General features: G+C 43.1%; 13 protein-coding genes and 1 tRNA gene. 5 read left to right on the top strand and 9 right to left on the bottom strand.

Translation table 11 applies throughout. The features are described 5' to 3' along the window. Positions 1–6 precede the first annotated feature (6 nt). Genes ABQ275_RS01000 through ABQ275_RS00990 form a run of 3 tightly spaced genes read left to right on the top strand, consistent with a single transcriptional unit; the run spans position 7 to position 4563 of the window. Complete coding sequence (locus tag ABQ275_RS01000) at positions 7–3597, top strand: peptidoglycan DD-metalloendopeptidase family protein (protein WP_349316395.1); 3591 nt, start codon at positions 7–9, stop codon at positions 3595–3597. Further along, on the top strand, positions 3566–4078 hold the full coding sequence (locus ABQ275_RS00995) for a DUF5991 domain-containing protein (protein WP_349316394.1): 513 nt from the start codon (positions 3566–3568) through the stop codon (positions 4076–4078). The genes ABQ275_RS01000 and ABQ275_RS00995 overlap by 32 nt, the downstream gene beginning before the upstream one ends. A 47-nt stretch (positions 4079–4125) precedes the next feature. Beyond that, positions 4126–4563, top strand: coding sequence for a hypothetical protein (locus ABQ275_RS00990; RefSeq protein ID WP_349316393.1), 438 nt, complete (start codon positions 4126–4128; stop codon positions 4561–4563). A 35-nt stretch (positions 4564–4598) separates the two neighbouring features. Here the strand turns inward: ABQ275_RS00990 and ABQ275_RS00985 are convergent, their stop codons facing one another. From ABQ275_RS00985 to ABQ275_RS00970, 4 genes are all read right to left on the bottom strand, one after another. After that, complete coding sequence (locus ABQ275_RS00985; RefSeq protein WP_349316392.1) at positions 4599–7052, bottom strand: TonB-dependent receptor domain-containing protein; 2454 nt, start codon at positions 7050–7052, stop codon at positions 4599–4601. Between the two features lie 99 nt (positions 7053–7151). Continuing rightward, the gene (locus ABQ275_RS00980; RefSeq protein ID WP_349316391.1) at positions 7152–7484 is read right to left on the bottom strand and encodes a hypothetical protein; all 333 of its coding nucleotides are present in this window, start codon (positions 7482–7484) and stop codon (positions 7152–7154) included. A gap of 132 nt (positions 7485–7616) precedes the next feature. After that, positions 7617–9200 carry a DUF1501 domain-containing protein gene (locus ABQ275_RS00975; protein WP_349316390.1) on the bottom strand — a complete coding sequence of 528 codons (1584 nt, stop codon included), beginning with the start codon at positions 9198–9200 and terminating at the stop codon, positions 7617–7619. 18 nt (positions 9201–9218) lie between these two features. Then, a complete protein-coding gene (locus ABQ275_RS00970) occupies positions 9219–10844 on the bottom strand; it encodes a DUF1800 domain-containing protein (RefSeq protein WP_349316389.1) in 1626 nt (541 codons plus the stop codon). A gap of 671 nt (positions 10845–11515) precedes the next feature. Between ABQ275_RS00970 and ABQ275_RS00965 the strand changes: the two genes are divergently transcribed. Further along, positions 11516–12238: a S24 family peptidase gene (locus ABQ275_RS00965; RefSeq protein WP_349316388.1), complete on the top strand. Its 723-nt coding sequence runs from the start codon at positions 11516–11518 to the stop codon at positions 12236–12238. A gap of 65 nt (positions 12239–12303) precedes the next feature. Here the strand turns inward: ABQ275_RS00965 and ABQ275_RS00960 are convergent, their stop codons facing one another. Then, complete coding sequence (locus ABQ275_RS00960) at positions 12304–13482, bottom strand: acetyl-CoA C-acyltransferase (protein WP_349316387.1); 1179 nt, start codon at positions 13480–13482, stop codon at positions 12304–12306. A gap of 152 nt (positions 13483–13634) precedes the next feature. Between ABQ275_RS00960 and ABQ275_RS00955 the strand changes: the two genes are divergently transcribed. After that, a tRNA-Lys gene (locus ABQ275_RS00955) sits at positions 13635–13707 on the top strand. A gap of 331 nt (positions 13708–14038) precedes the next feature. Here the strand turns inward: ABQ275_RS00955 and ABQ275_RS00950 are convergent. From ABQ275_RS00950 to ABQ275_RS00935, 4 genes are all read right to left on the bottom strand, one after another. After that, positions 14039–15565 carry a Fic family protein gene (locus ABQ275_RS00950; RefSeq protein ID WP_349316386.1) on the bottom strand — a complete coding sequence of 509 codons (1527 nt, stop codon included), beginning with the start codon at positions 15563–15565 and terminating at the stop codon, positions 14039–14041. A gap of 17 nt (positions 15566–15582) precedes the next feature. Beyond that, complete coding sequence (locus ABQ275_RS00945) at positions 15583–16002, bottom strand: hypothetical protein (protein ID WP_349316385.1); 420 nt, start codon at positions 16000–16002, stop codon at positions 15583–15585. A 26-nt stretch (positions 16003–16028) separates the two neighbouring features. Further along, positions 16029–17363, bottom strand: coding sequence for an MFS transporter (locus ABQ275_RS00940; protein WP_349316384.1), 1335 nt, complete (start codon positions 17361–17363; stop codon positions 16029–16031). Between the two features lie 702 nt (positions 17364–18065). Then, positions 18066–19142, bottom strand: a complete 1077-nt coding sequence (locus ABQ275_RS00935; protein WP_349316383.1) for a GNAT family N-acetyltransferase — start codon at positions 19140–19142, stop codon at positions 18066–18068. Between the last annotated feature and the right edge of the window lie 485 nt (positions 19143–19627).

Below are 19627 nucleotides of genomic sequence, written 5' to 3'. Positions count from 1 at the left end.
TGCGCTATGCAACGTATATCCGACACCGTGAAGCCACAGGCCGTGGAACCCGTATTCCTCGTATGCCAGGGAGCACTATGCCGCTGCGACAAAGCCGTACTGCCGGCTTACCTGCTGGTAACGGCTCACCGGAAATATTATATCAATGATACTGAAGGCACCGAAAAACTCATCGCAACAGATCAGGATAAAGATACCAGGTCGCTGAACTTCGGCAGCTGCATGGCAACCGGAAAGCCGGAGCCCTGTATGGCGCAACTGCTGTGGCAGATAGACAACAAGGAACAGCGTCTTCTCCTGAGCAATGGCGCCTATCCCCTTCCGGAGAATGCCAAAGCCATCTGCACCGCACGTGGCGGCAAAATATCCATCCTGCAACATGGACAACTCCGGCAGCCGGGAGCTGCTGCATCGGATCATATAAACGTACGTGCGGTACCGTTATCCTTCCCATCGCTGACAAACGAGGATATTAAAACCTTGCGTAAACCCCGGCAGCTGCGGCCGGTCATCGTTACACAAATATGTTGCGGCGAAACAGGAAGTGAAGAAAATAGTGTGGTATATGTGCGTCCGGATACAGCAATACTTTTTGAAGTACAGTCCTACGGTAACGAAAATCCATATCCTACAGCAGAAGAGCAGGAACAGGTATGTTGGGCCATCTACCAGGCAGGTGTACAGCTTTATAGTTTTGGTAACCATGGTCCTTCGCTGACAGCGGTATTTGATAATGGAGAATATACCGTAGAAGCTTACGGCAGCGGGTCCGAAACTGTAAGCGCCTTTGTGCGTGTATACGCCGCGTCTAATAAAATAGCCGGGATCGATGGGCCCGCGGCCATCCATAGCAACAGCCCGCAATCGTACAAAGCACGTTTTACGATGGAACCAACACCCGCAGAAACGGCACTGCTGCGATGGTTCCTGGCAGATAAGAACGATCACCTTGTCACTACGCTAACCGGTAATCCTATCTTCGAATACTCTTTTCCACAAGCCGGGAATTATACCCTTCGCCTTCAGTATGGAGAAGATGCGGGCGCCAGAGTCTACAAGATTATCAGCATACAACCCGATAAACCCATCCGGCTGAAAACTACGCACACGGTTATACGTCCCGGTGACACGGCAACGTTTACTTTAATACTACCATCCGAAGATGCTGCCCCGCAGATCCACTGGCAACAAACAGACGAAACAGGCCACACCACAGACATTCCCGCAGGGCAGGGCAAAACAGGTATACAACTATCGTTTGCGCTGCCAGGAAAATACATCGTGACTGCTGCTACGGGCAGTCGTCGCACAGAAAAAGACCAAGTACAGATTATCGTATGTAACAATGCTGTAAAAGCCATTATACGCGACAGAAAACCCAAATCAGGCATCCCATGCACCTTCACCGCCAGTGAACTCGTATTCCCCCGGCTCAATGCAGCAGAATCATGCAAGCTACGCTGGATACTGGAAGGCCCCGAAAACACCAACATCTACGGCGACCAAACATTTACACACACCTTCGGAAAGCAAGGGAAGTATACCCTGTATGCCTTCTTCTATGATAAAACCAAAGAAGGCAGGCTCACCTTTGATATAACTTCGGCAGCTGTCACTTCCGGAAAATGGATAGACAGCGACGGCAACATCATCCGCAAAGCCGGATATGGACAGGATGTTTGTGCATACTTTGAGCATACCGGCATGGAAGCGGAACCTGTTACACTGGAAGTATATAATCAGCAACTTCTGCGCAATCAACTGGTATACACCCGCAACATCATATTACCCGCTACCACTAAAGTATATTTCCATATCCGCCTCAATGATGAAATCAAAAAGAAGATAGCCGCAAGCGACCTGGACAAACAAGGATTGCTATCTTTTAAAATCAAGCCCAACAACACCTTGCAGGTGAAACATCCGGATCAGTCGTTCCCATTAAAAGCTACCAACTACCTGCTGATAAACGACATCCCGAAAATTCACAAAGCCTACTTCACCGATATGCAGGATCACAAAGAATATTTTATCACGGATACCAAACGCGAAATCGCGCTGAAGGTATATGCCACAAACCTTGCAGAGAAGCAACTGGACATCACCCTGCTCCTGGCGCGACCATCCCATAAACTACAGCAGCCACTGACAGTATATTCCTACACCGAAATATATCAACTGACAAAAAACGATAGGATACTCGAATCCGGTAAATATACCATCAACACAAAAGGAGAACTGCTACTGAAATTAAACCTCCATCAACTGCCCAAAGAAAATATCAGCAGCGCAGTATATGCCCTGATAAAAATGCCGGATTTCAACGCAGTATATACACGCACCCTCATTGTGTACAGGGAAGATAAAGTAAAACTAAGAGAGGCCGTGAAAGGCAGGGCCACCGTGGTTGTAGAACGCGTGCCCATGTGTACGGAGAAAGAAGACTGTCGCTCATTGGTATGGGGAAGTAAAGTAACCTGCGCATTCAGAATGAAAGTGATTGAAATTGCAAAAAAACTCAAAGCCGATCCCAATCACCTGATGACATGCATGGCCTTTGAAACCGGTGGGTCGTTTCTGCCCTATCAACTGAACGGCTATAATAAAAAAAATACACCAACGCCCGAGGAGCTCACTGATAAGCAGCTTGAGAGAAAAGCGGTAGGATTGATTCAGTTTACCCAAGTGGCAATACGGGATCTTAACAAAAATAAAGGCGCAAACATTACGAAAAGAAAGTTAGCGAATATGTCCGCTACCGAACAACTGGACTATGTCTATCTCCACCTGAAAAATCATACCGGGAAACTTAATACACTGGAAGACTTTTACATGGCTATTCTAAACCCGTCATTGGTAGGAAAGAGTAATGAATACAGTGTATTTAGCCGTAATTATGACCAGCAGCATAATCTAACATGGTATGAAGAAAACAAGGGGTTAGATACAGATAATAATCTTACTGTTACCAAAAAAGAAGTAAGTGCAATAATACATACGAAATACGCCGCCGGTCTTAACTATAAAAACGGTTGTGATGCAAGCTGTCCATTGCATCCTGAGAAAGGCAAATCAACAAAGCGCGACTGGCATCATCCCACCGATAATATACAATTGAGAGGCTGGTATACAACCTGGTCACCGGAGCGAAGTAAATACGGAATAATAACGTCCAGGAAAAGTGGGAAACACCAGGGGCTGGATCTCTATGCGCCTGTAGGTTCTAATGTCTATGCATGTGTAGCAGGCATTATTACAACAGTGTATCTGTCCACCTCTTATGGAAATGTAATTGTTCTGAACGGCGATTATAATGGAACAAATTACTACTTCATGTATGCGCACTTAAAAGACAAAGGCATTTTCAAGGGTGGCGATGCAGTAGATGCCGGTACAGTGATTGGGCATACCGGTAAAACCGGGAATGCTTCAAACCTCGCTATCAATCAGGAACACCTGCATTTTGAAATAAGAACCAAAGAAAAAGTAGCGATGGGTTTTGACGGACGCCTGGATCCATTGGAAATTATAACAGAACTCAATAATGATAAAATTATTAATCCAGATGAAAAACAACAAAATCAGAAAAATGTATAAATCTCTCCCGATTGGGTTATATCTATCTGTATTATTTACAGGTTGCATTAATAATAACACAAAAATGGAGCAGCCTACGGATAGCATTCAGCAACTTGCATTACCCAATAACAACAATGCTGAAAAGATACCATCCATATGGAATGGCGAGTATTATTTCAGTATGAAGACTGAAGAAAGAATGAACAATCTCAACGTTGGCATAGTCTACACCCTTTTAGTTGAGAACGATAGTTGCACCTATTCTGCAAACGGCATACAATATGCATTTACAGACCGGTGCAGTTTAACAGAGATAAATGATACCCTCGTTGGTAATTATAGTTATTCAATAGATCGTGATGTGGATTATCATGCTGATATAAAACCATTGTTCAAAATCTTCAAAAAAGGGGAACAGTATTTTATCAGATCAGCGGTACTCTTCTCCCCCCTCGATACACAAACCATACAATTAAAGTACAATAGAGAATACCATTAACCATCAATAAAAAATTCGATAGCTTTATACCCAAATATCGCTATATCGTGAGTAAAGCTATCATCCTGTTATCACTATCTATACTTCTCTTTGGTGCCTGCAAGAATAATAACCAGCGCGCAAAGGCGCCATCTGCTGCCGGGGAAAACGCCCGTGTGTTCAAATTGGTCAGTGGTGACACAGATAGCTCCAGTGCCGCATTTAGTTTATCAGGCATTACCGTGTCCTTCCTTAATACGCCGGATTCCATGCAAACGATCCTGATCAACGGGGGAGGGAAACGCCTGGTCAATTATATCAGGGAAATAGATAGTACAGAAACATTCTTACCAACACCTTATTTATCGATCAAAGGAAAAGATACGATGGTTTCGTTTTCTATCTCTCATGAAAATAAACAAACGGAATTTCTTTTCAACATAAAAAATAACAAAGCTACACACACCAAAATTGTTGATACCACCTACAAAAAAGGCCGGTCCTAAGACCAGCCCTTCTAAAGTAACAACACTGACAAACACTATTTAAAATCAATAGGAATGGCCAGTTTAACACTAAAATTACGCCCTACATTATATACACCTGCGCGACCGGTCACCTCGTTAACAGGTGCATATTTCAGCCGGCTCAGGTTATTCTGATAAGCCACATCTGTGAAGTTGTTTACGGCAAAATGTAGTGAGAATAATACTTTACTTTTCTTATTTACAAAATCCGACCCGAAACCTGCATTGAATAATGTATAGCTACCGGTAGGGGTTTCTGTTTCATAGGCGGAGAACACATCATTTTTTGCGAAGTTCATATCCATCTGTACGCCTACATAGGCATTTTTCAGAGGGCCACCTACTTTTTTGAATCGACCTTTCAATTCCGATAACCATCTGTTAGCAGGAATGTTCGGAAGATATTTTGTAGAATCCGTAGCATGACTGGCAGTTCCTTTTACATAAGAAACCGTGTTCTCAAAGTGAAGCCAGTCAATAGGATGCGGGTGTATATCCAGGGTAAATTCGCCGCCGTAAAGGTTAGCGTCTGTTTGCTGATATTTGAAAGCCGCATAGCCTGCATCATTGTCAGTAGCAGGAATAGAATCTGCGCCGGCAGCATTAAACAGCTTGCGCGAAAAGATGAAGTTGTTGATATGATTGTAGAACAGGCTGGCAGAAAGTGAGATGTGCTCGGTATTGAAATCGATCCCGCCATCTACCTGTGTGCTCACTTCCGGTTTCAGGTCCTGGTTACCGTATTCATATTTGATCGTGCCTTCATGTACGCCGTTCGCAGATAGCTCGGCAATGTTCGGAGCGCGGAAACCGCGGGCAGCATTGAGTTTCAGTACAACACGATCACTGGCTTCATAGCTAAGACCTACACTACCGGATATATTAGAGAAGTTCCTGTTAAAGCCAGCAAATTTTGCATCGCCGGTAGAAGCAGGCTTTCCTTCCTCATCCAGGAGCAATGCTTTGGAATGAAGGGAGCGATTGTCAAAACGCAGACCACCGCTAAGTGTCAGTTTATTGAAAGTTTTGCTGGTTACTGCAAATGCGCCGAAGTCGAAAAGATCATATGCAGGCACCAGGTATTCTTCGCCTTTGTTTTCATTTTTCTGCTGCATACCATTTACGCCTACGGTTGTTTGCCAGCCGCTCATTTCCGGCAGGTAGTATTTCAGGCCGTAGTTGAAAGTCTGCAATTTGAGGTACAGCTCCGGTTCATTGGGATTTAAAACATCTCCATATTCACGGCGCTGGTTCAGCTGGTAGCCCAGTGTCAGACCTAAGCGGCCGCCGTTATTGAGATACAGGTTGTTATCCCATACCACTTTCTGGTGGTTGATCTGTTGCTTGGGTACCATTATGCTATACGATTTATTATCGCTGCCGGTGGCTGTTGCTTCACCTTCCGTACCGTTATCGTTGATCAGTTTCAGGAACCTGCCGGTGCTGTCGCGTTCTCCTTCTACCAGGCCCAGGTGCTGATTGAAAGAGGTAAAGCTCAGGCGGGAGTTACCCCATTGTTTATTAATACCGATGTTGGCGCCGTAGTTGGTGTTATTGAAACGGGAGTTAAACACATAATCATCATACTTATTCTTATAATCGTGTGCCTGTTTCTGTGTTACATAAGCGCCCCAGCTGAAGCCGTTGTTATTCCCCGCGATATCGGCATGATACGCCATCAGGCCGTTGTTGGTCTGATAGTTGGCTTCCACATTCCCTTTAATATGTCCTATGGGTAACGGTGCCGGGGGAACGATGTTGATCACCCCTGCCAGTGCATCCGAGCCGTAGGTGAGGGAGCCCGGTCCTTTCAGGACTTCTATCTTGCTAACATTATAATCGTCTATCTCAATCCCATGTTCATCACCCCATTGCTGGCCTTCCTGGCGTATGCCATCTCCCACTACTACTACGCGGTTATAGCCCAGTCCGCGGATAAAAGGTTTGGATACAGCAGGGCCGGTAGACAACTGGCTTACACCCGGCACTTTAGCAATCGCATCAATGATATTAGTAGAGATGTTATCGTCCAGGTAGTCGCGGCGGATGATGCTGATAGGCGTTGGTGTTTTCTTCACAGAAGTAGCCAGGTTGGCGCCGGTGATCACCACTTCATTTTTTTCTATCAATGTTTCAGATAACTCAAAATTCTTGCTGGTAACTCCGCTGATAGTGATGATTTCCGTATGTTGGCTATAGCCGATATAATGTACTTCCACCAGGTATTTTCCTTTAGGAAGATTTTTGATAGTATAATTTCCCTGTGCATCTGCTGCGGCACCTACGCGGAGATCCGGGAGATATATGGTAGCGCCGGGTAATGCAGTATGGGATGATTTGTCTACCACTTTTCCGCTCAAAGCGTTTGAGTACACCCCGTCTTCAGGGTTTACGCCGGCGTAGGCCGACGGAAGGGCCATCAACATTACACTTAATACACCAAGTATCAGTACACGCAAATAATGCATATATAAAAAATAAAAAATCAGTAAATAAGAATGAGCTGTTATTGCTTTGGGCAATAATTAAATTACACGTGAATCAATCATGATTACGTATCGGAAAAATCAGGAAAGCATTGCAGGAGGTGCCCTGGGAGAGAGATCGCGGTGAAAAGTATGCGTTATTTCCGGTAACGGGCGCGGGCTAAAAACCCATATTACTTGTTGAACCGGCGCTATATAATAAGTGGTATACTGATCGTAAGGTTCTATGGTTATCTGCAGGAAATCGCAGTGACGGTGATGATCAGAGATCGTTGTGCCTCCAATCGGCGAGTGCTGATCCTGCGTATCATGGTGACCAACAAACTCGTGTATAAACTCGCGCGGAACTGTATTGAGGGTAAATACCCCCAACAGAATGACCGCTAATATTTTTTGTATGTAGTTTTTATACACGAACCCAAAGGTAACAAACTTTATTTATTTGCAACAGTGTTGCATGAATATTTTGAGATTTTGTTTCCAGAAAAAGATATACTACTGAAACTGAATATCTAAATAACAAAATAGTTAAATGACTAAATCACTTTATTTGACTTTCAGCATAGGTCTTACCTGTTGTACGGCACCATTCTGAAAACGGGCGTAATAGATACCGGTGGGTAAATATTCCGCATCGAAGGTGAAAGTGTAGCTGCCGGCGGTATGCACTTTATTTACCGGCACACTTACCAGGCGTCCTGTGGTATCGAAGATCTGTATCATCGTGTTACCGTTACCGGTAATATAGGTAATACTGGTAGCGTTAGAGAAAGGATTGGGACTGTTGGTGATGAGATGTTTATCGTCTGTATTCAGATCCGGCAGGCCGGTGATCACACCGCAGGCTACCCCGCTGATGAGTGGCAACCGTTGATAATCTTTTTGCAGTATTTTATTGAGCTCCGTCTGATCCACACAGAACCATTGCTCCAGGATGGAGGCATATACAGAACGGAAATCGTATTGCATGGGTATATTATCTATCACAGAAGTGGTATCGGGTAAGGTAGGCGAGTTGCCCAATACACCCTGCATCACATAATCGCCGAAAACGATCATAGGCGCGGCAGCACCATGATCGGTACCCATACTGTAATTTGACTTGATACGGCGTCCAAATTCAGAGAAAGTCATGCCTACTACCCTGCGGGATGCATGCAACCCTTTGAGGTCGTCCATGAAGGCTTTGATGGCATCAGAAACACCTCCCAGCAATTTAGCGTGCCCGCCCTGCGTGGTATCGCCGGCATCGGTTTGATTGGCATGTGTATCAAAACCGCCGGTACTCACCATGTAGAGCCGTGTTTTTAATCCGCCGGCCACGAGGCGTGCTACGATTTTCAGCTGATCCGCGAGGCCATTATTGGCCGGGTAAGGACCCTGCGCCATTACTTTTGCGGCAGCAGCTTTAATGGATTTCTCGTAGCTGTTGGTTTGTTTGGCTATCAGCCGGATATATTCCAGTTCCTTTCCTGCTTTGGTGTTGGGTACCGGGTCTATTACCCCGTCTATCAGGTTATAAAAATCGGTGGCGCTGGTAATCGCCATCCCTCTGCTGGCATCCTTTCCCTGGAATGCCGGCGATACGATAGATCCTATCTGTATGGCCAGCGGATCAGGATTTTCCGCATTGGGATACTGATCCTGTGGTCCGGGATATTCTTCATCCAGGTAACGTCCACCCCAGCCGCTGGTCAGCACTTCGTTGGAGTCTGACCCGGTGAGCCATATGTCAGTAGCACGGAAGTGAGAGAAGTTGGGAGATGGATACCCAACACTTTGTATAATGCTTACTTTTCCTTCGTTGTATAATTGCTGAATACCTTTCATAGCCGGATGTATACCGGATTTGAGGTAGTTATCCAGTCGCAGTACCTTTCCTTCTTCGATGGCAATATTGGTACGGGCAGCCTGGTATTTGCCGTATACATCCAGTGGGATCACCATATTCAGACCATCGTTACCACCTGTCAGCTGGATCATTACCAACACGTGATCATTATCTGCTGCGGCGCCGCCCAATGCAGCGAGCATAGGCGAGGTACCGAAAGCCTTGATAGAAAAACCATTAATGATGGTTGGCAGAATGGCAGCTGGGGCGGTATATTTCAGGAAATCTCTTCTTTTCATAGAAAGGTTTTTCAGCGATCAGGATAATTGATATTCTGACAGATCCATAATGTATTTGTACAGCGATTGTAAATGGCTGTGTACTTCCTGCTTCAGTGCAGCATTTCCGGGAGATGCTTTATAAGCATCCCAGGCGTTGGTCCAATAGGAATCCGTATTCTGACCACTCAGCAGGATGGTGGTTTTCAAAAACTCCTTCACGGTATCGGAAACGCCTACACGATAAAGGATATCCAACGAATCATTTACCAGTGCCACGGGATCAGCTGGATTGGACAATTTTTCTGCAAAGGCGATGGGGTCAATGCGTAGCCCGCTGAATCCACCATCGCTGATCAGGCTGTCGCTTAGTTGGTTACGCTTGGGTAATGTGTCAGTATTGATCCACAGTTCATGAAAGGCAGGCTCCTGGTAGTAAGCCTCCCATCCGGCCACCAGTGGCGGATCTCCCAGGTTTTGCAACATAGAAGCCATGCGGCTGTGTATCGCGCCCCATTGCTGGTATTGCGTGGGATAATCTGTAGGAAAGGTGATACCAAACTCGCGGCAAAGACCAATACAAAAGTCGGCGGGACTTTTAATCAGGCAAGCCATATTCAGCGGATCAAAAAAGTGTTCGCTGGTAAAAAGTGCGTTGAGTGTAATTTTAATATCATATCCGCTGCTGCGGAAAATCTCTGCCAGTGGAAGGATTACATTATCTTCTGTAGCCTGATCTATATCGTAATACACAAAGAAGCGATATATTTTCCGGCAGATAAATTTCGCTACTTCTGCCTGTGCAAAAATAATATTCAGCAGGTCATCTATTTCAGAAGCGCCGGCAGTACCCGTTTTACCGGAAATCACTTTATTGGAATAAAAACCGGAGAACTGTTTATTGGTAATGTCGTGTTGTGTAGTATTGAAGTAACTGGTGATGGTATCTCTGTCTACCCTGAATCCTGTCAATACACGTGCGGTGGCTCTTACATCATCTTCGGTATATGCGGAGTCGGGGCCTTTTCCTACGGTAAAAAGCTCATGCAGTTCACGTGCATAGTTTTCATCGGCGGCGCCTTTTGAATTGAGGTATCCGTTGAGATATACCAGCATGCCGGGATCCAGCGTAATAGCTTTGGTAAGGTCTTTAAAGTTGCCCAATGCCAGTCTGCGCAGGGTAAGATTATATTGGTAGATGAAGCGGCTGTCATTGACCATGCTTGTTTCGGTCACGAAATGATTGTGCCAGAAGAGCACCATTTTTTCGTGTATGCTTGCCTGTTGGTTGATCATCTGTCCCGTCCACCAGGCTTTATAGGAACCGATCCTTTTTCTTTCGAGGTCTTCATCCCCCATCTTGGCTCTGACCCATGTAGCGCCGGGCGCTACACCGCCTTCATCAACGCCATAGTTATTAACAGGTGGAGCAGGGTCTGGTTGAAGGGTCAGCAATGCATCTACTACCTGTTGCATATCCATGCCGGCGAAAGCTTTGATATTGGCAGGAGTGGCACCGAAGGTGGTGCGTTTCAGGAGATGTATCAGCTGTAATGTTCCCCAGCTGCCTGTATATGGGGCAATGCCTGTGGCAGTGCGGGCAAACGCGGTAGTGGTCCGCGTATTGCGGGCAGGCGATAAGGTTAGGAATTGTCTGCGATCCATAAAGCGATATGGTTGAGTGTGGCGGAAGGCCGATTATGGTGCCAAATTAATAAAAAGTTTAATTCAAACAGCATAAATTATAATGGGGAAGAAAACAGCCGGTTGTATCCGGTTATTTGAACATATAAATATCAAAAGGATAGTTTAATTATCATATTGATAATTAATTGATCATCAATTATATACGTTGCCATTTTTTTGTTTAAACCCGGAAGGAAACCTATCTTTGAAAGATTAATTAACCTAATAAAAAGGCTGCCAGCCTTCGAATGCATTGACAGCCCCTTTTATTGATCAAAAATCAAATTTATGAAACTACCCATCCGCAAAGAACGGAAAATGGATTTCGGTTTATTTGCCCGTTTAGGCAAAATATTTTCGTTGCATTTTTATTGCAGAAGATATTAGCTATTACCTGAACAATTCCTCCACACTATTCCCCGGGGCTTCGCTCCGGGTTTTTTCATGCCAATGGCTGTTCACATTTCTGCAAAAAAAATCTTTTCATCAAAACGATAATTACCGGATCAAATTAATAGATTTGTTATCGGGTGACAAATCTTTAATCAATACAAATGTAATGAAAAAAGATGCTACAAGTCACGTTTATGACATTTATTATTTGACTATGTATAATCTTTTGTTTGTAAATGGACTCCATAACGGAAATCTTGGCAATAATCAGAACTAAATTACACTTACGAAAGAAGGACATTGCAAGAATGACAGCCATTGCGCCCACTACCTACCTCAATTATGATATAAAGGAAGGTACCAAGGCAAAAGAAAGACTCCCTACCAACCACTTTTTTGAAAACTACAGGACCGTCTTTGGTGTTGACCTGAATTTAACACTGAAACAAAAGAAGCTTGTTCTCACCGGCCGTCATGAGCTTGATCCCGCACAATACGCATTACTATTACAACTAGATCATATTCACATTGCAGACCTGCAACCAGGTGAAGTACGCAACATCCCGGTATATGATATCCCTGTAACTGCAGGTATCGTTTCCCTCATCAGGGATGAAAATCATATCACGCCCTCTTTTCATATACAGGTTCCCTTTTTTAATCACGGTGCTTTTGGTGTAAAGGTATTGGGTGACAGCATGTACCCCGAAATCTGTGATGGTGAATATGTGATCTGTGAAGCATTATCATCCTGGGAAGAAATCAAAAACGGCCATGTATATCTCGTGGTGGCGGAAAATGATATCGCTACTATTAAAAAGGTACACATACATCCAACCGAACCGGGCTTGCTGATGCTGGTATCTGTCAATATGCATTGGGGCAACCAGTTGCTGCATGCCGACAAAATTCTGAAAGTATTTAAGATCGTATCTGTTATTAAGAATGACGACACGATCAATAAACTGGCTATTCCTTAGCAGCCGGTAAAATGCAAAGGCCGCGAAGGTAATCCTCCGCGGCCTTTGCAATGTATAACTTATCGCTATTCAATATTCTCAATAATACCTGCGATCCCTTGTCCACCGCCTACACAAGCTGTTACGATACCATATTTCTTCTTCAGCCGTTTCATATCACCCAATAATTGCACGGTGAGCTTGGCGCCGGTACATCCCAACGGATGGCCCAATGCAATAGCACCACCATTGATATTTACGATATCAGGATTGATACCCAGCTCGCGGATTACAGCAATAGACTGTGAAGCAAAGGCTTCATTCAGTTCTACGAGGTCAATATCCTGGAGTGTTTTGCCTGCGCGCTGCAATACCTTCGGCACGGCAGCAACAGGGCCTACTCCCATAATGCGCGGATGCACACCGGCAGATACGCATGCCACCAAACGGCCAATAGGCTTCAGCCCCAGCTCTTTCACCATCCTTTCGCTCATCACAATCACGAAGGCGGCGCCATCAGATGTTTGTGATGAGTTACCGGCAGTAACAGAACCGCCGGCGGCAAATACCGGCTTCAGTTTTGCCAACGCTTCCAGGGAAGTGTCTGCACGCGGACCTTCATCTGTATCTACTGTAAAAGTGCGTTGCTGCTTCTTCCCTTTCTCATCTACATATACTTCTTCCACATTGATCGGTAGTATTCCCGATTTGAAATACCCGCTTTTAATAGCGTTTAATGCTTTCTGATGGGATTTAAAAGAGAACTCATCCTGGTCCTGGCGGCTTACTTTAAATTCATTGGCCACTGCTTCAGCGGTGAGTCCCATTCCTATATAATAATCAGGTGTAGCACTTGCAACGGTGTAATTAGGTACTGTTTTCCAGCCGGCCACAGGTACAAGGCTCATACTCTCGGTACCTCCGGCAATAATACAATCAGCCATTCCGGTCTGGATTTTGGCGGTTGCAATGGCAATCGTTTCGAGTCCGGATGCGCAGTAACGGTTTACCGTCATGCCCGGTACATCGATGCCCAGGGCGCGTACAGAAATCATTCTGCCTATCTGTAATCCCTGTTCAGCTTCCGGCACCGCATTCCCTACGATCAGGTCATCGACCCGCTTGGGGTCGAGCTGTGGCACAGACTGGAGCAATGCGGTGATCACATCTACAGCCAGGTCGTCAGGCCGGTAAAAACGAAATCCTCCCCTTTTAGACTTACCCACCGCGGTGCGGTATCCGGCTACTATGTACGCTTCTTGCATGAAAAAAAATTTATAATGAGCTAACGGTTACATTATCAACATAATGGATATTTATCCACATTTACAGCTTTCTACCAAATTTAATTAAATAAAGTACATAAATGTTCAGGAAGATCCGTTAAATTTGCGCTCACGTTTTTTAACAAATGAATGACTCTGTAGCTCAGTTGGTAGAGCAGCTGACTCTTAATCAGCGGGTCTAGGGTTCGAGTCCCTACAGGGTCACAAGCTAGTAAAGGGTTTCAGCAGACTTACGCTGGAACCCTTTTTTATTTGCATACAAAAGGGCTCAAAGCTTATTAAACGATCTTCGTAATAACCTACCTACATCTCATCTTTTGTTGGCACAATGATTTATTGATGCGCTGTAAAACGTTATGTCTACCAGTACTATTCCGCTTAAATAGCCGACAGATTCTAAGCATAACCTTAACAAAAGTTAACATGCTAATGTTGACATTTCCCCCAATAAATATCCCAGCCGATCGGCTAGGGTATTTATTCTTCATGTTATGATAATCCCAGAATTGCAGACTAACTTATTTTGGGCGCCAACCTAACGACCGCCATCGCTTTGCTTACCGGCAGCATCCTTCGGATAGCGTGGCGTAAACTGAAGTACCTTTCCCTCTGTATCTTCTATAAAGGCATTACAACTTTCCAAATAGTTGTGCATTTCCTCCCTACTGTCACCATAGATATTCTCACTAAAATCATGTGCACGTTGCATCATCCGAATATAAATTTCCGGGTCACCTTGCCGTGTTAACTTACGAAGCGCACCTATATAGTCCTCCCGGTACACCGTTGGAATGATAATTTTCGATTCTCCCGCCTTTACCAGTTCAGCATTCATCATGACCCTTGCCAATCGACCATTACCGTCCAAAAAAGGGTGAATTTCACTGATCATAAACATCATAAAAATTGCCTTTGAAAATGGTACAGGTAATATCTTATAGAAATCGAAGGCTTTAAGCAGGGTTCCTCTTACCAACTGATGTTCTACAAATTTCGTATTACCGGCATAGTTATCCTTGTCCTTAAGTACACCTGGATTCTTACTTTGTCTTGCAGAAAGCAATATCTTATGTCTGTATTGTAAAATATCCAGTAGATGTTCACCCGAGGTCGGCGTGATTTCCATTTCCGTGCGATTGGATACCAATTGAAATGTCCCGAGTATGTCATGGGAATCCTCATCCCTGGCAGCAATCGGAGTCTGTGTTTCAATGATCTGAAGTGCTTCGCTGATATCAAAGATTGTTCCTTCGATATAATTGGAAAAATAGCTTTCATAAAAAGCCGTATTAGCAAAAGATTGACTGCTTGTATTGTGGTCCGGCCTCCTTACAAATTGCTTTTGCTGAAGTGCAGCAAAAAGTGCTTCAAACAAGGCCACTCTAGGTCCGTCATAAGGCACTCCGATCGCCCTGGCCTTAGCAGCACCTGAAACAAGTGACTTGGAGCTATGTGTGCTTAACAGGGAACTAATAATAGCATTAAGCTTTTCAAACTCCTCCGTCATTAAGAGCATTGGCGCTATTTCTCTTGCGCTGTCCCTGAGTTGGTTGATCGCATCTTCCCCATGAACGCGTATTATGCTTTCCAGCTTTTCTTCCAACTCTGCCCGGCTCAGTGTCTTGGAATCCGGACCAGGCCTTCGGGATACCTGTAGGTTTTCCAGAAAAGCCCGCGCCTGCTGGGAGACGAAAAGTTCACCAATAAACCGGTTATCACCTTCAACCGGTCCCATTCCCTTCTGAATACGCAGGGTTATACCAGGCAGCTCAATTTTTCTTGTATACGTATAAGTCAGAAACAGGCTCCCAGAACTGGTCGGTTTAAATTCAAATGCGGAGCGATGGCTTAGCACCGCACCTTTATAATTCTGCCCAAGGATAGGAAGGATATTGCGGCGAATGATTACTTCCGGCGCAACATCCAACTTACCGGTATAAATCCTGGGCGCTATTTTCTTTATTTTTCCGTCTCTTTCCCACCGGTTTATTTGCTTGTTTATTTTATCATCAGAAGAACCATAAATAATCTCCTGCAAGCGCAAAGGCATATTATTTTCCATTATAATCGCAATTATTCTCAAAATAAGCGATTTTTTTCCAATAAAATGGATATATCGGCGATTTTTTTCCAACATAAAGAAAAAAGAAGATCCTTTTGCCGATTTTTTTCTATTATAAAGGGGAGTTTAGAGAAAAACGCATATTTTTTCCATTTAAAGACACCATAAATGGCACTTTTCAATGCTGTTCCCGGTGTGCTTCTAATACCGGACTTATTTTGTTTGACGATCTGAACAATTTCAACCATCAGGTTAGTGAGCAATAAAATTTTTTGCGCCCGCATTTTCTCAAAACCATCATACAGAGCTTCCCGGTAGCTCAATACCTCTTTTGCTACATGGGTGGCCGTCCCTTCTTCCAATATAAAACTATACTTAATGATGAAAAAAAGAGATTTTTCGACATAAAAAACAGGAGATGTTGAAACAAACACCATACAAATAAGCTAAATGTCGAAAAATATCATTTTCCCTTCCTGATCGCTTCTTCATAGGTTGTTAATCCTTCACGCGTAAGCGAAAATAAAAAGATCACACCAATAAAACCAATGATTGCCAGCACAGTTAAACCAGCTACGTCATTATTCCACATTTGGTCTACCCAGTTTTTTAAATTTGGCGCAACAAAACCACCTAAATTACCTACAGATCCAATTAAAGCCGTCCCAATTGCAGCTGCACGACCAGATAAATACTGGGTAGGTAAATGCCAAAACAAAGGTTGTACGACAATAAAACCGACAACTGCGAGTGAAATCATGAGCATAAATTGAAAGATATGTGTCATTTGTGTTGAAAGACCAATGCCTACAACAGCACATGACAGCATTAAAATTGCCATGCTATTCCAGTTGGCTTTTTTATCTGCAATTCGGGTAATGATAGGTAATAAAAATAGGGTACAAATCCACGGTATAGCACTGTAATATCCAACCGTTAAACCGACATGTATATTTAGTAATTCAGCCAATTTACTTGGTAAGTAAAACAAAACACCATAAACACTCATTTGAATGGTGAAATAAATAAACACGAAACGCCAAACACGCCAATCGGTAAATACACGTTGATTGTTTGAATTTTCTGTTTGATCTTGTGGAGACTGGTCTTTTGCCAAAGCCTGATTTAATAATCGTTTCTCATGCTGTGTTAACCACTTTGCCTGATCAGGTTTACTGACTAAAACAAAAAAAGCGATGATTCCAACAACAACAGTTAGCGTCCCCTGAACAATAAACATCCACTGCCAGTTCTTAAAACCGAACGTATAACTTGAATCCAGTAACCAACCCGAAAATGGTCCACCTATCACAAATGCAATAGGCACACCGAGGTAATACCAGCCATAGGCTTGTCCTCTATATGTTTTAGGAAACCAATAGGTTAAGAAAAGAATAACTCCAGGTGAAAAACCAGCTTCGGTCGCACCCAATAAAAATCTCAAAATATAAAAGCTCGTTTGGTCATGTACAAAAATCATGGCAATAGAAACCAGTCCCCATGTTACCATGATGCGGCTTAACCATAGACGTGCACCAACTTTATGCAAAATCATATTGCTTGGGACTTCAAACAAGGCGTATCCAATAAAGAAAATGCCTGCACCAAGTGCATATACAGAAGCACTGATTCCTATATCTATCTCAATATAATGCTTCACAAAACCAATATTAGAGCGGTCTAGCATTGCCAAAGAGAACATCAGCACAATTAACGGCAATAAACGAAACTTCACTTTTCGAATCAGTTTTGTTAATTGAGAATGCGCTACGGGCATCTTTTCCCTGATTGTTTGCATATCAATTTTCCTTTGGCTTAAAATTATACTTATTATTCATTGTGAAGGTTTCATTTCTATCGAAAAAACAGGCATTTTCGGAGGCATATATGCAGCATTTTTAATCACACAAGACGCAATAAAATACTCATATAATATAATAAGCTACATATTCAGTCACACGCCCTTCTTTTGAGCGGAGAACCATAAATAATCAATCATGGATAAATGGTGAGCATACTCACATAGAATAATAAATCCCGACAGAACCACCTTCCTGGATTAGATTATGCATCTTCCACATTTTCTATTGAATAGCGAATAATACATTAAATGATTCCAAATGTTCAACTTAAAATCGGCTCAGCCAAATCAAAGTTTAGAATTACTTTTAAAAGACATACTCGGAAACTAAAAATCTTTGGAAAATCAACAAGCGGAATTTAAGGAATTTCTTAACGAAAAGGGGGTAGTTACTGAAATGGGATAATGTCATCTTTTTAGTTTTCCTACTTTCATAAGACTTTGTGGCTGTTTAGGTTTAGGTTAGTCAACCTTTTCTGTGCCTAAATATTGTTGATAGGAACTGTCTTTCAATTGGTTCAATCGTCTTAAATCTACCAATAAAGAGTTCTAGTTTTATTCCAACTAAAACAACAAAAGCCTCACAAAAATGTGAGGCTTTTGTTGTTTTAGTTGGAATAAGAACAGCCCGATTGGCCGTCAGATATTTGTTCCATTATCTATTGTTAGTTTCCAATTGAATAAAGTTGCTGTCTCACCCGTTTTAATAAACCCATTCTTTTCAAGCACTTTGAAAGAAGCAGTATTGGTCTTATCGGTTGAAGCAATTATTGATTTTACGATAGGTTGTATTGCAACCCATTTAATCATTCCACTTACAATTTCTGTCATGAAACCTTTATTGCGAAATTCATCATAGGTTCCATAACCAATTTCCACTCCTCCTGCTGCATTGGGTTCTCCATACATGCATATATCACCAACCATTTTGTTATCCGTTTTTGAAATCGCTGTCCAGATTGTCAAATACAAATAGTTTTTGGTTTTATCTGTCACATTTGGAAAAATAGTTTGTTCAAATGCTTCTTTCAGATCAGTGGAGACTATTCGTGACGACTTATTCAGGTTCAGTTCAGTTTCCAATGAATTGTCGCATTGCACATATTTTACCAACTGGTCGTATGTTAAGGGTTTCAAAATAAATCTTTCGGTCTCCACGATTACGCCATTTGTAACTTTTGGAGACAGGATATTAAATTCCGGCGCATATTCGACCATTCCTGAAACACGTTGCAATACGTCAGGTACTAATTCCAACGCCATGAAATTTTGTGGCGGAACATTAAATGGAGGTTCGATATGCCATTGGTCGGCAGGAAGGAAGCCAAATCTTGGATAATAATGCTCGTGGCCTAGTACTATGACCGCATTGTATCCCAGTTCCGTAGCTTTTTGAAGTCCTTCTTCAACCAGCTGTTTTCCAATACCCTGTTTTTGAAACTCAGGTAGAACCGAAAGAGGAGCTAAGGCCAAGGCAGCAGTTGCTTGCTGCCCGTCACTTATGATTTTAATTTTAGTGAAAAGTAGGTGTCCTACAATTTTATTTTCAAAAACTGCAACGAGGGACAGGCTTGGTATAAAAGCAGCACTGTTTCTTAGTCTATCGACTAAGAAAGCTTCTTCGGCTTGATTGAAAGCCAGGTTGAGTAATTGAAAAACAGCTGTTTGGTCTTCGCTATTTTCTTCACGTATCAATATAGTGGATGGTATTTCCATTTCCTTTATTCTTTTTTAGCAGCGTTTGAAAGCACAATTGGCCTATTGGCCATACGCTCAAACTGCAACAATTATTAATTAAGTTAATTGTACAAAATATTTATGCCACAGGAAATGACACATTACAATAACAAGGATGTCTAACCTGTGGCTAGACTGCTATTGCAGGCAGAGAATATGTAAAACTACTGAAGTTCATAAAGTGCAAATATATAATTCTTTTTTGGGGTTCAGATATTTGATAAGCCATATTTCTTTATCGGATTCCCACGAAGGTGGGGTTGAAAGAGGTTTATAAGAAGAAATATAAATCGGTTTCCCAAAGACTTCATGTTTGAAATGAGTAAAGAAGCGTTTGAAAATTGGAGGACGCAAAGTGCGACCTCCAAAGAAGACCGTCAGGGCTTGCGTTATGCGCCATTTTGCTTTACTGAGCAGGGTGTAATTCATGAAGATAAGGAATGCCATGATATTTAGCCAGACTA

Origin of the sequence: Chitinophaga sp. MM2321, from assembly GCF_964033635.1 — a bacterium.
In the GTDB taxonomy this organism is placed as follows: domain Bacteria; phylum Bacteroidota; class Bacteroidia; order Chitinophagales; family Chitinophagaceae; genus Chitinophaga.
This window is presented reverse-complemented; position numbering and strand designations above follow the sequence as displayed.

What these genes read in the sequence shown, in the direction of transcription:
- ABQ275_RS00985 (WP_349316392.1), bottom strand. Translation starts at nt 7,052, where the DNA reads ATGCATTATTTGCGTGTACTGATACTTGGTGTATTAAGTGTAATGTTG.
- ABQ275_RS00950 (WP_349316386.1), bottom strand. Translation starts at nt 15,565, where the DNA reads ATGGAAAATAATATGCCTTTGCGCTTGCAGGAGATTATTTATGGTTCT.
- ABQ275_RS00940 (WP_349316384.1), bottom strand. Translation starts at nt 17,363, where the DNA reads ATGCAAACAATCAGGGAAAAGATGCCCGTAGCGCATTCTCAATTAACA.
- ABQ275_RS00960 (WP_349316387.1), bottom strand. Translation starts at nt 13,482, where the DNA reads ATGCAAGAAGCGTACATAGTAGCCGGATACCGCACCGCGGTGGGTAAG.
- ABQ275_RS00945 (WP_349316385.1), bottom strand. Translation starts at nt 16,002, where the DNA reads ATGGTGTTTGTTTCAACATCTCCTGTTTTTTATGTCGAAAAATCTCTT.
- ABQ275_RS00995 (WP_349316394.1), top strand. Translation starts at nt 3,566, where the DNA reads ATGAAAAACAACAAAATCAGAAAAATGTATAAATCTCTCCCGATTGGG.
- ABQ275_RS01000 (WP_349316395.1), top strand. Translation starts at nt 7, where the DNA reads ATGCAACGTATATCCGACACCGTGAAGCCACAGGCCGTGGAACCCGTA.
- ABQ275_RS00935 (WP_349316383.1), bottom strand. Translation starts at nt 19,142, where the DNA reads ATGGAAATACCATCCACTATATTGATACGTGAAGAAAATAGCGAAGAC.
- ABQ275_RS00970 (WP_349316389.1), bottom strand. Translation starts at nt 10,844, where the DNA reads ATGGATCGCAGACAATTCCTAACCTTATCGCCTGCCCGCAATACGCGG.
- ABQ275_RS00975 (WP_349316390.1), bottom strand. Translation starts at nt 9,200, where the DNA reads ATGAAAAGAAGAGATTTCCTGAAATATACCGCCCCAGCTGCCATTCTG.